Here is a 14100-nt window from a genome sequence, read left to right as displayed (position 1 = left end):
ACCGTGTTTTCAAGGCTTGAGAGCCCCGTTTTGCAACGCGAAACGGGGCTGTCTTTATGCTTTGGCGAGAGTCGATGCGCCGCCGCTCCACCCTGCGTTGACACCGGCAGGCCCTCACGTTTCAATGGCGGAAATGTCAATGAGTGCGGAGACATGCAGGTGATCGGCAAGGTGGTCAAGGCGGCGGCGCTGGCCGTTTCGGTGGCGCTGGCAACGGTTCCGGCAGCTTCCCTGGCCCAGAAGGCCGCCGACGTCATCGTCTACAAGTGCAGCTTCAACCACCCGCCACCGCACAGTGCGATCGTCGGCCCGCTTTTCCTCGAACTGAACCAGAAGACCGGCAAGGCGCGGGTCTTCGATCCCGTGATCAAGTACCAGGTCGGCAAGCCGCTGGCGGCAAAGGTGCTGGCTAATAGCGACCGCCGCCTCACCGTCCGCTGGATCATCCACGAGGCCAAGGGCACGCTGGACGGCAAGCCGTGGCGGTTTCCCGGGTTGAGCCACGACATGTCGATCTTCAAGCCCGGGAACAAGCTGATGCTCGTCACCCGCTCCCATGCCGCCGACAACAGCTACTCGGCCAATGGCCAGTGCGTGCTGCAGCATTGATCCGCCACCGTCGACACCCGGTCCGAGGCGCGCGGCAGCGCCGGTGCCGGCTTGCGAAACTGGAGACAATTACATGCCGTTGACCCCGAAAGCCCTGGCCGTCGCCCTCTGCGCCTTTCTGGTCCCGTCCGCGCTGCAGGCGCAGGCGGTGCTCTATACCTGCCACATCCGACACCCGGCGCCGCATAGCGGTATCGGCAAGTTGATCTATGTCCTGCACGATCCCGCCACCGGCGAGGCCCGGGCGCTGGACGGCATGATCAAGCAGTACCGGGGCGGCGACATCCCGGTAAAGGTGCTCGTCGACAACTCTGCGCGCACCACCTACCGCTGGTCGATCAAGCGGCCCAAGTCCGAAAACATGAGCCACGGCGGCATTCCCCTGGTCACCTATACCGTGACGATCATGAAGGCGTCGAAGGCGATCCATGTCTCGCTCAACCTGTCGGGCTGGGACAACAAGCCGTCGGCGAACGGCCATTGCGAAACCAAGCTCATGAAGAAATAGCCAAGTTCGCGCCGCCGGCCGGGGCCCTGTCCGGCGCTGCGCCGCGGAGCAACGAAGACGCGCTCTGAGAGGAGAGACAACTATGCAGAAAAGCATGAACCTGATCGCCGCCCTGGCCCTGGCCGCGGCCGCGGCAGCGGTTCCCGTCGCGGGGCAGGCGGCGGGCCGGACGGTCGTCTACAAGTGCAGCTATCACAATCCGCCGCCGGGCGGCGGCCTCAACAGCCCGATCTTCTTCAAGGTCGATACGGCCATGCGGACAGGCGTCGTCTATGACGGACTGATCAAGCATGTCTTCGGCAAGCCGATCCCGGTCTCGGTGACCGTCGACAACGACAAGCGGATGTCGTTCCGCTGGGTCGTGCACGGGATCCACGGCACCGAGAACGGCAGGGCGACAACCAAGATGGTGCTGCGCTATGCGGCGACCATCGTCAAGGCGAGCCACAGCTTCCAGGCCTTCTCGTCCTTCGATGGCGCCGATAACAGCTTCTCGGGGCACGGCTCCTGCGCGATCCAGTAGGGCGCGCGTGCCGGCGCCGGGATCGGCCCTTGACCTCGGCGCCATGAGGGCTCTTATTCCCCACGAGAGTTCCAATTGCGCGAAAGGATGATCCGATGGCTTTCGAACTTCCCGACCTTCCCTATGCCCATGACGCCCTGGCCGCCTTCGGCATGTCGAAGGAGACGCTGGAATATCACCACGACCTGCACCACAAGGCCTATGTCGACAACGGCAACAAGCTGATCGCCGGCACCGAGTGGGAAGGCAAGTCGGTCGAGGAGGTGGTCAAGGGCACCTACCAGGCCGGCGCCGTGGCCCAGAACGGCATCTTCAACAACGCCAGCCAGCACTGGAATCACACCCAGTTCTGGGAAATGATGGGCCCGGGCAGCCAGTCGATGCCGGGCGAGCTGGAGAAGGCGATCAACGAGGCCTTCGGCTCGGTCGCCAAGTTCAAGGAAGCCTTCGCCGCCGCCGGCGCCGGCCAGTTCGGCTCGGGCTGGGCCTGGCTGGTCAAGGACACCGACGGCTCGCTCAAGGTCACCAAGACCGAGAACGGCGTCAACCCGCTCTGCTTCGGCCAGACCGCCCTGCTGGGCTGCGACGTGTGGGAGCACAGCTACTACATCGACTTCCGCAACAAGCGTCCGGCCTATCTGCAGAACTTCCTCGACAACCTGGTCAACTGGGAGAACGTGGCCTCGCGCCTGTAATCCCGACCCGATCGGTTCCGCGGCGGGCGCCCCTGGGGGCGCCCGTTTGCGTTTGGCGATATCCCGAAGCTGCGCTGGCTGCGTTCCTGCCGACACCGAACTGTCTTCATGGACACTGAAACAGGCCCGGTGCGCGGCGCAACCGCAGGGCGAGCGCCGGCCCCTCCGGACGGACCGGCGCTTTGTTGTCCGTGCGCAACGCCCATTCGGCAGAGGGCTTTGGCTGGGATAAGGCGCCGCCCATCGAAGGCCGCTCGCGCCAGCCCACGGGCCGGCGCTCGGCCTGCTTCCGCCGCCAACCCGGCGTCGCGACATCACCTTGCGTTTCGGAAACGGAAAGCGATGGTGGCCGGCGCCGGGATCGGCTAGCACCGCCGGGGAACGGAGAGAGGATGCGATGACCGAGGCGCGCAAGGGCATTCTGGCGATGGTGGGGGCCTGCACGATCTGGGGCCTGTCGCCGCTCTACTACAAGCTGCTGGTGGCGGTGCCGCCGGGCGAGGTGCTCAGCCACCGCACCCTGTGGTCGCTGGCCTTCTTCGGCATCGTGCTGGCGCTGCAGGGCCGGCTGGCGCAGGTGCCGCGGCTGCTGTCGGGGCGCCGGGCGCTGATCGTCGTCCTGGCCGCCGTCGCGATCTCGGCCAACTGGTTCATGTTCATCCTGTCGATCCAGATCGACCGCGCCGTCGAGGCCTCGCTGGGCTACTACATCTTCCCGCTGGTCGCCGTGATGCTGGGCGTCATCGCCTTCGGCGAGCGGCTGCGCCCGGCCCAGGGCATGGCGGTGGCGCTGGCGGCGACGGCGGTGGCGCTGCTGACCTGGGGGCTGGGAGTGACGCCCTGGATCTCGCTCTTCCTGGCCGGCACCTTCGGCATCTACGGGCTGATGAAGAAGCGGCTCGATGCCGGGCCGGTGGTCTCGGTCACGGCCGAGGTGCTGGTGCTGTCGCCGCTGGCCACGCTGTGGCTGGCCGGCATCCACGACGGGCTGTGGAGCGAGGGCCGGCCGGGCGGCTTCTTCGGCCATGACCTGCATCTCAGCCTGCTGCTGGCCTTCTCGGGCGTGCTGACCGGCGGGCCGCTGATCCTGTTCTCCTATGCCGCGCGGCGGGTGAACATGACGACGGTCGGGCTGATTCAGTATCTCAACCCGACGCTGCAGTTCCTCTGCGCCACGCTGGTCTTCCGCGAGCCGTTCACGCCCTGGCATCTGGGCGCCTTCGCCCTGATCTGGACCGCGCTGGCGATCTATTCGGCCGAGGCGCTGCGTCAGGACAGGGCGGCGCGCAGGGCCGCGGCCAGCGCCGCGACATCCGGGATCAGCGTGACGTAGTCGCGCAGCGTGGCATCGGCGAAGCCCTCGGCGATGACATGGTCGATCAGCCCGGCCAGCGGCTGCCAGTAGCCTTCGACATCGAGCAGCAGGATCGGCCGGCTGTGCAGGCCGAGCTGGCGCCAGGTCAGCACCTCGAAGAACTCGTCCAGCGATCCGGCGCCGCCGGGCAGCACCACGATGGCGTCCGAATTCATGAACATCACCTTCTTGCGCTCGTGCATGTTCTCGGTGACGACCAGGGTCGAGAGGTCGCGCTTGCCGACCTCGCGCTGCATCAGGTGGGTCGGGATGACGCCGAAGGTCTGGGCCCCGGCGGTCTGGGCGGTGCGGGCGACCTCGCCCATCAACCCGACATCGCCGGCGCCGTAGACCAGGCGCCAGCCCTCCTCGGCGATCAGGGCGCCGACGGCGCGGGCGGCCTCGGCATAGGCGGGGCGGGCGCCGCTGCGTGAGCCACAGTAGACACAGACGGAATGCAAAGCACGGGTCATGGAGGGGAATTTCCGCTAAAGGGTTGCTTTGACCCGTGATAACGGGGTTGTTAAGGTCACTCAAGCGTGGGCCGTGGGGAAGCGCCGCGCATCAGGGAAGACGGAATGGCAGGCTGGAACAGCTGGGGAACAGGCGCGCGCGCGGCCGCGGGGGGCGGCGCCGCGCTGGCGGTGGCGCTGGTGGGATACTTTGTCTGGACGGTGAGCCAGCCGGCGCCCGCGCCGGTCGCGGTCTCGACACCGTCGGCGGCCCCGGAAACGAAGCCGGCAACGAAGCCGCAAGCGACATCGGAAACCAGGTCCGAAACAGCCGCAGAGAAGACGACGCAAGCGCCGGAGCAGACGGCGCAAGCGCCCGCGCCGGCAAGCCCGGAGACGCAGGCGCCGGCAGCGCCGTCGGAGGGCGGCGAGAGCAAGACCGCGCCGCAGCCCGCGGTTCCGGCCCCCTCGGCGCCGGCCACGGGGGAAAAGGCTGGCGGGGAACAGGCCACCGGGGAACAGGCCGCCGGGGAACAGGCCGCCAAGCCGGCTCAACCCGAACAGGCCCAGCTGGCGCCGCCGGCCTTCGACGTGGTCCGGGTGGCGCCCGACGGCGCGGCGCTGGTCGCCGGCCGGGCGGTGGCCGGATCGGTGGTCGACATCCGCGTCGAGGGCTCGGCGATCAGCCGCGCGACCGCGAACGGGCAGGGCAGGTTCGTGTCGCTGTTCGACCTGCCGCCCAGCGACCAGACGCGGCAGGTGACCCTGCTGATGCATCTCGAGGACGGCCGCACCGTCGCCTCGACCGAGAGCGTGATCCTGTCGCCCAACCCGGCGTCGCAGCGGGTCGCCAGCGCCGATCCTGACAAGGCGGCCGGGAGCCCCGGCGAGAGCCCGACGAAGGCTCCGGACCAGGCTTCCGGGACGGCATCGCAGGCGGCCGGCGAACAGACCGGCGGCGAGCCGGCAGAAGACAACGCGGCCCCGGCGGCCGCCGCGGCGACGGCCTCCGCCACTGAGAACGGCGGCACGACGGCCGCCGCGCCCGTGACCGGAGACGAAACGGCGCCCAAGGCCGAGGACAAGCTTGCCAAAGCGGCGCCCGAGGCGGCTCCGGCGGCCGCGCCGAGCCCGAAGCCGGCCGCTCCGGCGGCGCCGACCATCCTGCTGTCGGACGACAGCGGGGTGAAGGTGCTGCAGCCCGGCGGTCCGGCGCCCGAGGTCGAAAGCGAGATGGCGATCGACTCGATCTCCTACAGCAGCGCGGGCGCGGTCGTGCTCTCGGGCCGCGGATTGCCGCGGCAGCATGTCCGGATCTACCTCGACAACCGCCCGCTGCTGACCGCGAAGATCGGCGCCGACGGGAACTGGACGGCAACGCTGCCGGCGGTCGACGAGGGCGTCTACAAGCTGCGCGCCGACCAGCTCGATGCCAAAGGCAAGGTGACGGCGCGGTTCGAGACGCCGTTCAAGCGCGAGGACCCGGCGCAGCTGCAGGCCGCGGCGGCGCAGGCCGGGCCGGCGTCGGGCGTCGGGGTGAAGGCCGAGATCATCACCGTGCAGCCGGGCTACACGCTCTGGGGCATCGCGCGGCGCAGCTACGGCCACGGCATCCTCTACGTCAAGGTGTTCGAGGCCAATCGCGACCAGATCAAGAACCCCGACCTGATCTATCCCGGCCAGGTCTTCTCGGTGCCGCAGGCGGATTGAGAGCGGCCGTGGCGCGGCGGTCTCGCCGGCATTTTCCGGATCCCGGCCAAGAGCGTTAATGGCCCGGAATCAAGGGCGTGAGCCCGCCGGGCCGCGCCCTCCCTCCTCGTCACGCCGCAGGCGTGCTTGCAGCACGACGGGAGGGCGCCCTGGCGGTGTCGCTTGCCACTCAGGGTCGTTCGGAGCTTTCAGGACATAGCGCAGACCACGAGCGTTGCAGGCGCCCACCCGAGGGAGGGCGCGGCCCTCTGTCCCGCGCTGCCAATGCAGGCTTCGCTCGCGCAGAAGACCGCAGGGAGGTCGCCGGGCCGGCCCGATTGTGGCGGGACGCTCGTTGGCTGAGCGGTCGCGTCATCTCCATTGCCCCCTCTGGCTTTTCCCGCCGCCGCGCCCTAGGTAAGGGGGCACTTCTGAGGGGACGGACATGAGCGATACAGCCAAGGCCTTGGCGGCGCAGGAGCGCGCCAGCAGCTGGCGCACGATCCGGCGGGTCGTGCCCTATCTCTGGCCCGACGACACGCCCTGGGTGAAGCGCCGCGTTTCTCTGGCGCTGGCGGCGCTGCTGTTGGCCAAGATGTTCTCGCTGATCATCCCGTGGTTCTACAAGGCGGCGGTCGATGCCCTGGCGCCGGGGCAGGCGAGCCCGGCCTGGACGCTGGGCGCGGGTGCCGTCGGGCTGACGGTCGCCTACGGCATCGCCCGGCTGTCCTCGGTCGGATTCGGCGAGCTGCGCGACGCCATCTTCGTCCGCGTCGGCCAGCGCGCGCTGCGCCAGCTGGCGCTGGAAACCTTCACCCACATGCATCGGCTGTCGATGCGCTACCACATCACCCGCAAGACCGGCGGCCTGTCGCGGATCATCGAACGCGGGGTCAAGGGCGTCGATTTCCTGCTCCGCTTCACCCTGCTCTCGGTCGGGCCGCTGATCGTCGAGCTGACGCTGGTGACGATCATCTTCCTGACCGTCTTCGATGTCTGGTACGCCGCCGTGGTGGTGGTGACGATCTACCTCTACATCACCTTCACCTTCAAGGTGACCGAATGGCGAGTGCAGATCCGGCGCCAGATGAACGCCCAGGACACCGACGCCAACCAGAAGGCGATCGACAGCCTGCTCAACTTCGAGACGGTCAAGTATTTCGGCGCCGAGACCCGCGAGGCCGTGCGCTACGACGAGGCGATGCGCGGTTACGAGGCGGCGGCGATCAAGACCGGCCAGTCGCTCAGCCTGCTCAATTTCGGCCAGTCGCTGCTGATCACCACCGGCCTCGTCATCGTCATGGTGATGGCGGCGATGGGGGTGCAGGCGGGCAAGCTGACGGTCGGCGATTTCGTCATGGTCAACGCCTACATGATGCAGATCACCATGCCGCTGGGCTTCCTCGGCACCGTCTACCGCGAGATCCGCCAGGCGCTGGTCGACATGGGCGAGATGTTCGATCTGATCGAGCAGCCGCCCGAGGTCCAGGACAAGCCCGGCGCGCCGGAGCTGAAGGTCAGCGGCGGCGCGGTCGAGCTCGATAACGTCCAGTTCGGCTACGACCCGGAGCGGCCAATCCTCAAGGGCGTCAGCCTGCGTATCGAGCCGGGCCAGACCGTCGCCATCGTCGGCCCCTCGGGCTCGGGCAAGTCGACCATCGGCCGGCTGTTGTTCCGCTTCTACGACGTCACCGGCGGCGCGCTGCGGATCGACGGCCAGGACCTGCGCGACATCACCCAGGATTCCTTGCACGCCCAGATCGGCGTCGTGCCGCAGGACACGGTGCTGTTCAACGACACGGTGCGCTACAACATCGCCTATGGCCGCCCCGAGGCGACCGAGGACGAGATCGTCGCCGCCGCCAGGTCGGCCCGGATCCACGATTTCATCGAAAGCCTGCCCGACGGCTACGACACCAAGGTCGGCGAGCGCGGGCTCAAGCTGTCGGGCGGCGAGAAGCAGCGGGTGGGGATCGCCCGGACGATCCTCAAGAACCCGCCGATCCTGCTGCTCGACGAGGCGACCTCGGCGCTCGACACCCAGACCGAGCGCGATATCCAGGGTGCGCTGCACCGGGTCGGCGAGGGCCGCACGGTGCTGACCATCGCCCACCGGCTGTCGACCATCGCCGATGCCGACCGGATCGTGGTGCTGGAAAAGGGCGAGATCGTCGAGGATGGCCGCCACGAGGACCTGCTGGCCAAGGGCGGGCGCTACGCCGCGATGTGGCAGCGGCAATCGGCCGAGGAGGCCGAGGAAGCGGCCTGAGGCGGCGCGCGGGCGGAGAGGCCGGGGGGCCGTCTGCCCCCCGGACCCCCCGAGGATATTTAGGAACAGAAAGTGCGGGGCGCGGGCGTCGCCATTGCTGCGGCGGCGCCTTCGTCAGGCGGTAGGTGACGCGGCAGGCTTTGGGGGCGGCGCGGGCGGCGCGCATCGGGTCGCGCCGGTCCTGCGGGCGGCGGTCCCGGTTGCGGTGAAGGCCCTGGCGGTGAAGGCCCTGGCGTCGACAGGGCGGGCGCCCTCAGTCCATGCCGTGGCGGTGGCGGCGCAAGGCGGGGCGCTCAGAGGTATTTCGCCGCCTCGCGCCGGGCGAAGGGCTTGAGCCTTTCGCCATGGGCGGCGAGGAAGGCGCGGGCGGCCGCGGCATCGTGCTTGGAGAGATCGCGGATCCACCAGGCGACGGCCTTGTGCTCGAACCAGTCGCGGTTCTCGGCCAGCCGCGCGGCCCAGCCGAGGATGCGGTTGCGCTGCGCCTGCTGTTCGGGCTTGGGATGGGTCAGCTTGGCCCAGGGCAGGGTGAAGGTCAGCGCGGCGCGGCGGGTCCACATGTTGGGATGGTCGAGCCAGGTCTCGACCGTGTCGAGCCGGGACGGGTCGGCCACCAGCCGGCGCTCGCCCGCCTTGGCGGCGTGATCGGCGACGGCCCAGGCGTCGAAGCCCGGCACCCAGCTTGCGATCAGCGCCCAGACGGCGCTGTCGTCGGGCTTGATCCTTGCCTGGGTCAGCAGCTTGGCCGCCGCCACCATCGCCTCGTGGATGTCGCTGTTCCACAGCCCGGCGGCCAGCGCCACCCGCTGGTCGAGCGTGCAGGCGGCGCGCCAGTCCTTCACCAGCGTCTCGATCTGCGGCACGGCAAGGCCGAGATAGCGCCGCGGCGCCTTGTGATAGGCGGCCATCTGCGCCGCCTTTTCCGGGTTTTCCAGCGCCACCAGCGCGGCAAGGGCGGCGGCGGGGCTGATCGCGGCCGGATCGGAACTGCGGTTGTCGCCGGTCATCTCGGTCTCCGTTCTGGGGCCGCAGGATTGGCATCCGGCGGCGGGCTTGGCAAGCCGCGTCGCGGCGGCTTGCCGGGCGGCGCGGACAGCCGTGCCATGCCTTGCATCGCGGGGATCCGGTCGGACCCGGTCAACATCCGCTACGTCGCCGGCACCCGCAACATGCAGATGTTCTCGACGCGCAACGCGCCGTCGCGCTGCCTGCTGCTGACCGCCGACCGCTCGATCCTGTTCGAGTTCACCGCCTGCCTGCGGCTGGCCGAAGGCTACGAGGCCGGCATCGAGCTGCTGTCGCGCTTCCCCTTCGAGGACGACCTGCCGGCCTGGCGGCGACTGGCGGGCGAGCGGGCTCAGACCGAGTCGATGCTGCCCAGGTAGGCTTCCTGCACCGCCGGGTCGCTCTTCAGCTCGGCGACGGCGCCCTCGCGGACGACGCGGCCGGTCTCCATCACATAGGCCCGGTCGGCGACGCTGAAGGCGGCGAAGACGTCCTGCTCGACCAGCAGCACCGTCACCCCCTGCTTGCGGATGTCGATGAGAATCTCCAGCAGCTGGTCGACGATCACCGGCGCCAGGCCGAGGCTCATCTCGTCGACCAGCAGCAGCCGCGGTTCGGCCATCAGCCCGCGGGCCATGGCGCACATCTGCTGCTCGCCGCCCGACATGTTGCCGGCCAGCTGGCGCCGGCGCTCGGCCAGCTTGGGAAACAGGGCGTAGACCTGCTCGAAGCTCTGGCCGACGCGGTCGTCGCGGCGGCGATAGGCGCCCATCTGCAGGTTCTCCTCGACGGTCATGTTGCCGAACAGCTGCCGCCCCTCGGGTACCTGGACGAGGCCGCGGGTGAAGGCACCCTCGGGCGCCAGCGGCAACAGGTCGGTGCCGTCGAACTGCAAGCTGCCCCGCGCCGGGATCACCCGCGAGATGGCGCGCAGCAGCGTCGTCTTGCCGGCCCCGTTCGAACCGACCATCGAGACGATCTCGCCGCGCCGGACCTCGAGGTCGATGTCGAACAGCACCGGGACGGCGCCGTAGCCGGCATTGAGGCCGGCGATCTTCAGCAGGGGCTCGCTCATGTCCGTCTCTTCCCGAGATAGGCTTCGATCACGCGCGGGTCTTCCAGCACCGCGGCCGGGTCGTCATCGGCGATCTTCTCGCCGTGATGCAGCACCATCACCCGGTCGGACAGGCTGCGGATCGCCTTGACGACGTGCTCGATCACCAGCATCGCCATGCCGTGGCCGCGCATCTTGCGGATCAACTCGACCACCTCGTCGACCTCGACCGGGTTGAGCCCGGCCATGACCTCGTCGAGCAGCAGCAGTTTCGGCCCCATCGCCAGCGCCTTGGCGAATTCCAGCCGCTTGCGGTCGGGGCCGCCGAGCGCGTCGGCCTGGGCCTCGATCTTGGCCCCGAGACCGGTGAATTCGAGCCATTCCCGCGCCGTCTCGCGCGCCCTGGGCATGGATTTCTCGCCGCCGTCGCGGCCGAACAGGGCGCCGACGGTGACGTTGTCGAGCACGGTCATGCCGGGGAAGGGCTTCATCACCTGGAAGGTGCGGGCGATGCCGAGATGGGCGCGGCGGAAGGCGGGCAGGTCGTTGATCCTCTCGCTGCGGAACAGGATCTCGCCCGCGCTGGGGGCGTAGGTGCCGCTGATCATGTTGACCAGCGTCGTCTTGCCGGCGCCGTTGGGGCCGATGACGCCGAGGATCTCGTCCTCGGCGATGCTGAAGCTGACCGCGTCGACCGAGACGAGGCCCTGGAACCGCTTGGTCAGGCCCCGGGTCTCGATCACCGGGGCGGCCGCGGCTTGCGGGGCGGGGTGGTTCTGCGCGCTCATAGCCGGTTCTCCCGGATGTTGCGGATGAAGTAGCGCCAGCCGTGGCGCCGGGCGCCGCGCATCAGGTCGGCCAGCCCGCCGGGCATGAACACCACCGCCAGCACGATGACGACGCCGAACAGCAGCGCCGCGGCGGTCGAGATCTTGGCCGCCAGGATCTCGTAGACCGCCGACAGCACGAAGGCGCCGACGACCGGCCCCAGCACCGTGCCCGGCCCGCCGAAGACGCACATGATCACCATGCGGACGTTGAGCGTCGGGTCGAAGGCGCTGGCCGGGTCGACGAAGGTCGCCCAGTAGGCGTGGATGCCGCCGGCGATGGCCGAGAAGAACGACGCCAGCACCAGCGCCGAGATCTTGTAGCGGGTGGCGTCGACGCCCATCGTGCCGGCGGCGTCCTCGTCCTCGCGGATCGCGATCAGCGCCATGCCGTAGCGCGCGCGGCTGATCCACAGCACGGTCAGCGAGCAGGCGACCAGCAGCGCCAGCGCCAGCTCGTAGAACACCGTGTCGCTGCGCATCAGCGGCAGGACGAGGCCGATATTGGCGCCGGCGATCGGCAGGTTCGAGACGATCGCCATCATCGCGCCGTTGAGGCCCAGCGTGGCGATGGCGAAATAGGGCCCGCGCAGGCGCAGGATTGGCAGCCCGACCAGCGCCGCGCAGAGCATCGCCAGCAGCGCCCCGAGCCCGAGGCCGAGGCCGAAGGGCAGGTGGTATTGCGCCATCGCGATGGCGGTGCCGTAGGTGCCCAGGCCGTAGAAGACCGAGTTGCCGAAGGAGACATAGCCGGTGAAGCCGCCGAGGATGTTCCACGACTGGGCCAGCACCGCCATCAGCAGGGCGTCGATGCCGAACTGGATCAGCACGGCGTTGCCGGCCAGCGGCAGGAAGGCCAGCGCGGCGGCGACGGCAAGCGAGGTGACGAGCAGCCAGCGGTTCATCAGGAGACCCTCAGCGAACGGTTCGGCCGCAGCACCAGCACCACGACCAGCAGGCCGAAGCTGATGACGTCGGAATAGGTCGGGCCGAAATAGAGCGCGGTGAGCGCCTCGGCCACGCCGACGCAGATGCCGCCGAGAATGACGTAGAACGGGTTGGACAGCCCGCCGATGATGGCGATGACGAAGGACTTGGCCGTCAGGCTCGCGCCGATATAGGGGGTCAGGTCCGAGACCATGCCGTAGAGCCCGCCGGCCGCCCCGGCCAGCGCCGCGCCGATGCCGAAGGTGACCGAGTAGAGCACCGTCGGGTTGACGCCGTAGAGCCGCGCCGCGGTCAGGTTCTGCGAGGTGGCGCGGATCGCCCGGCCCAGCCGCATCCGGTTGAGCAGCAGCCACAGCGCCGCGGCCAGGGCGACGGCGACGCCGAAGGCGGCCAGCCGGATCACCGGCACGGTCAGGCCGAACAGGGCGAAGTTGCTGCCGGCATAGGCGGGATTGATGGTGCGGAAATCGGCGGTGAAGCCGAGCTGGGCGAGATAGGTGATGACGACGTCGAGGCCGAAGGTGATCAGCAGCGTGTTGATCATCTTCGAGCGCACGATGAGGTTGAGCAGGTGGCGCTGCAGCCCGTAGCCGAAGGCGAACATCACCGCCATGCCCAGCGGCAGGGCGAGGAACGGGTCGATCCCGGCCAGGGTGAACAGGAAATAGACGGCATAGCCGCCCAGCATGATCAGCGCGCCATGCGACAGGTTGACGATGTTCAACACGCCCCAGACCAGCGCCATGCCGAGCGCCATCAGCCCGTAGAGCCCTCCCAGCAGGATGCCGTTGAGCAGAATCTGAGCCAGAACCAAGTGCCTAATCCTCCGATCGGCGGAAAGTCAGCGTCCCCCGGGGCCGGCGCGCCGGGCGGGAAACATGCCGGCACCGCCGCGCGGAAGACGCGGCGGTGCCGTCGATTTCGGCTGTCGCTCAGCCGCGGTCGCCCCAGGCCGGGACCGGGTACATCGGCTTGTTGAGGAACTTGGTGGTGTAGACCGGTTCCAGGTTGCCGTTCTGGACCTGGACCACGATCTGCGGCAGCGCGATCTGGCCGTTCTTGCCGTATTTGACATGGGCATAGAGGCTCTGGAAGTTGCTCGCCGCGATGGCGTCGCGCACCTTCTTGGGATCGAGCGAGCCGGCCTTCTCGATCGCCATCGCATAGGTCTCGATATCCGCGGCGCCCGAGGCGGCGTGGTAATCCGGGGCATAGCCGTATTTCGCCTTGTAGTCCTTGGCGAAGGTGGCGGCGTCGCCGAACCACTTGTCCTTGAGCTGCGGGCTGGGCAGCCACGAGGTCATGCCGAAGGCGTAGTTGGCGTCCTTGCCGAGGGCGTTGCGGAAATCGGCGGTCGGCACGCCGACGGTGAAGGCCGACAGGTCGGCCGGCGAGACGTTGAGGTCCTTCATCTGGCGGATGAAGTTCATCGCCTCGGTCTCGTGCCCGCTCCACAGGATGGCGTCGACATGGGCCGCCTTGATCTTGGTCAGGATGGTCGAGAAGTCGCTGCTGTTCTCGCGATAGGTCTCGTCGACGGCGATCTTCAGCCCGGCCTGCTTGAGATGGGCGCGGGTGCCCTTGGCGACCGAGACGTCGAAGCTGTCATCGGCCGCGACCAGCGCCACGGTCCTGGCCTCGGGCTTGAGCTTGCCCATCATCGCGATGGTCGAGGCGAAGTAGTCGTTCGCCGCCGGCAGGGTGCCGAAGACGTATTTGTAGCCGCGCGAGAAGATCTGGCCCGAGGCGCCGCCGCCCTCGACCATCGGAATCTGGTATTTCTCGGCCACCGAGCTGTCCGAGATGACGTAGTTCGAGGCGAAGGGCCCGAGCAGGAAATTGACCTTGTCGGCGCTGACCAGCTGGACGTATTGGCGCACGCTGAGGCTGGGGTTGGACTGGTTGTCGAGCAGGTCGAGCTTGAGCGTGTAGTGCTTGTCGCCGACCTTGACGCCGCCCGCCGCGTTGATCTTGTCGATCGCGAACTGGTAGGCGTCCTTGTAGTAGCGGCCGGTATTGGCCAGCGCGCCGGTCAGCTGGACCGAGGCGCCCAGGGTGATGACGTTGTCGGCCTGCGCCGCCGCGCCCATCCCGATCAGCGAGGCCGCGGCCATCAGCGCCGTCATGCCCTTGCGAGACATCAGTTTCATCGAAATCTCCTCCCTTT

Annotated in this window: 15 protein-coding genes; 8 read left to right on the top strand and 7 right to left on the bottom strand. The window is 68.7% G+C overall.

Annotated elements, in window-relative coordinates; translation table 11 throughout:
- Positions 1-153 precede the first annotated feature (153 nt).
- The 5 genes from ACFOES_RS06880 to rarD all read left to right on the top strand — a co-directional run bounded on the left by ACFOES_RS06880 (position 154) and on the right by rarD (position 3668).
- A complete protein-coding gene (locus ACFOES_RS06880) occupies positions 154-609 on the top strand; it encodes a hypothetical protein (RefSeq protein ID WP_377832459.1) in 456 nt (151 codons plus the stop codon).
- A 73-nt stretch (positions 610-682) separates the two neighbouring features.
- Positions 683-1117, top strand: coding sequence for a hypothetical protein (locus ACFOES_RS06875; RefSeq protein ID WP_377832458.1), 435 nt, complete (start codon positions 683-685; stop codon positions 1115-1117).
- 82 nt (positions 1118-1199) lie between these two features.
- Positions 1200-1640, top strand: a complete 441-nt coding sequence (locus ACFOES_RS06870; protein ID WP_377832457.1) for a hypothetical protein — start codon at positions 1200-1202, stop codon at positions 1638-1640.
- A 95-nt stretch (positions 1641-1735) separates the two neighbouring features.
- Positions 1736-2335 (top strand): superoxide dismutase, encoded by a 600-nt coding sequence (locus ACFOES_RS06865; RefSeq protein ID WP_377832456.1) that lies wholly within the window; start codon positions 1736-1738, stop codon positions 2333-2335.
- 397 nt (positions 2336-2732) lie between these two features.
- Positions 2733-3668 carry an EamA family transporter RarD gene (rarD, locus tag ACFOES_RS06860; protein WP_377832455.1) on the top strand — a complete coding sequence of 312 codons (936 nt, stop codon included), beginning with the start codon at positions 2733-2735 and terminating at the stop codon, positions 3666-3668.
- Here rarD and ACFOES_RS06855 read toward each other — a convergent pair.
- Positions 3605-4162 (bottom strand): LOG family protein, encoded by a 558-nt coding sequence (locus ACFOES_RS06855; RefSeq protein ID WP_377832454.1) that lies wholly within the window; start codon positions 4160-4162, stop codon positions 3605-3607. The two genes, rarD and ACFOES_RS06855, sit on opposite strands and share 64 nt — an antisense overlap.
- 105 nt (positions 4163-4267) lie before the next feature.
- Between ACFOES_RS06855 and ACFOES_RS06850 the strand changes: the two genes are divergently transcribed.
- Together ACFOES_RS06850 and ACFOES_RS06845 are read left to right on the top strand one after the other, a co-directional pair.
- A complete protein-coding gene (locus tag ACFOES_RS06850; protein WP_377832453.1) occupies positions 4268-5851 on the top strand; it encodes a LysM peptidoglycan-binding domain-containing protein in 1584 nt (527 codons plus the stop codon).
- 424 nt (positions 5852-6275) lie between these two features.
- A complete protein-coding gene (locus ACFOES_RS06845; protein WP_377832452.1) occupies positions 6276-8099 on the top strand; it encodes an ABCB family ABC transporter ATP-binding protein/permease in 1824 nt (607 codons plus the stop codon).
- A gap of 293 nt (positions 8100-8392) precedes the next feature.
- On the opposite strand, the gene ACFOES_RS06840 is transcribed toward ACFOES_RS06845, so the two are convergent.
- Positions 8393-9106: a DNA alkylation repair protein gene (locus tag ACFOES_RS06840; RefSeq protein ID WP_377832451.1), complete on the bottom strand. Its 714-nt coding sequence runs from the start codon at positions 9104-9106 to the stop codon at positions 8393-8395.
- Between the two features lie 96 nt (positions 9107-9202).
- Between ACFOES_RS06840 and ACFOES_RS06835 the strand changes: the two genes are divergently transcribed.
- On the top strand, positions 9203-9484 hold the full coding sequence (locus ACFOES_RS06835; protein WP_377832450.1) for a hypothetical protein: 282 nt from the start codon (positions 9203-9205) through the stop codon (positions 9482-9484).
- Here the strand turns inward: ACFOES_RS06835 and ACFOES_RS06830 are convergent.
- The 5 genes from ACFOES_RS06830 to ACFOES_RS06810 all read right to left on the bottom strand — a co-directional run bounded on the left by ACFOES_RS06830 (position 9457) and on the right by ACFOES_RS06810 (position 14083).
- A complete protein-coding gene (locus ACFOES_RS06830; RefSeq protein WP_377833013.1) occupies positions 9457-10167 on the bottom strand; it encodes an ABC transporter ATP-binding protein in 711 nt (236 codons plus the stop codon). The genes ACFOES_RS06835 and ACFOES_RS06830 overlap by 28 nt on opposite strands.
- Before the next feature lie 8 nt (positions 10168-10175).
- Positions 10176-10946, bottom strand: a complete 771-nt coding sequence (locus ACFOES_RS06825) for an ABC transporter ATP-binding protein (RefSeq protein ID WP_377832449.1) — start codon at positions 10944-10946, stop codon at positions 10176-10178.
- On the bottom strand, positions 10943-11890 hold the full coding sequence (locus ACFOES_RS06820) for a branched-chain amino acid ABC transporter permease (protein WP_377832448.1): 948 nt from the start codon (positions 11888-11890) through the stop codon (positions 10943-10945). The genes ACFOES_RS06825 and ACFOES_RS06820 overlap by 4 nt, the downstream gene beginning before the upstream one ends.
- Positions 11890-12747, bottom strand: a complete 858-nt coding sequence (locus ACFOES_RS06815; protein ID WP_377832447.1) for a branched-chain amino acid ABC transporter permease — start codon at positions 12745-12747, stop codon at positions 11890-11892. Before ACFOES_RS06815 ends, ACFOES_RS06820 begins: the two co-directional genes overlap by 1 nt.
- A 118-nt stretch (positions 12748-12865) precedes the next feature.
- On the bottom strand, positions 12866-14083 hold the full coding sequence (locus tag ACFOES_RS06810; protein WP_377832446.1) for an amino acid ABC transporter substrate-binding protein: 1218 nt from the start codon (positions 14081-14083) through the stop codon (positions 12866-12868).
- Positions 14084-14100: the final 17 nt, after the last annotated feature.

It is taken from the genome of Acidimangrovimonas pyrenivorans, assembly GCF_042643245.1.
In the GTDB taxonomy this organism is placed as follows: Bacteria; Pseudomonadota; Alphaproteobacteria; order Rhodobacterales; family Rhodobacteraceae; genus Acidimangrovimonas; species Acidimangrovimonas pyrenivorans.
Note: the sequence above shows the minus strand (reverse complement) of the source record. Positions and strands in the feature narration are given on the sequence as shown.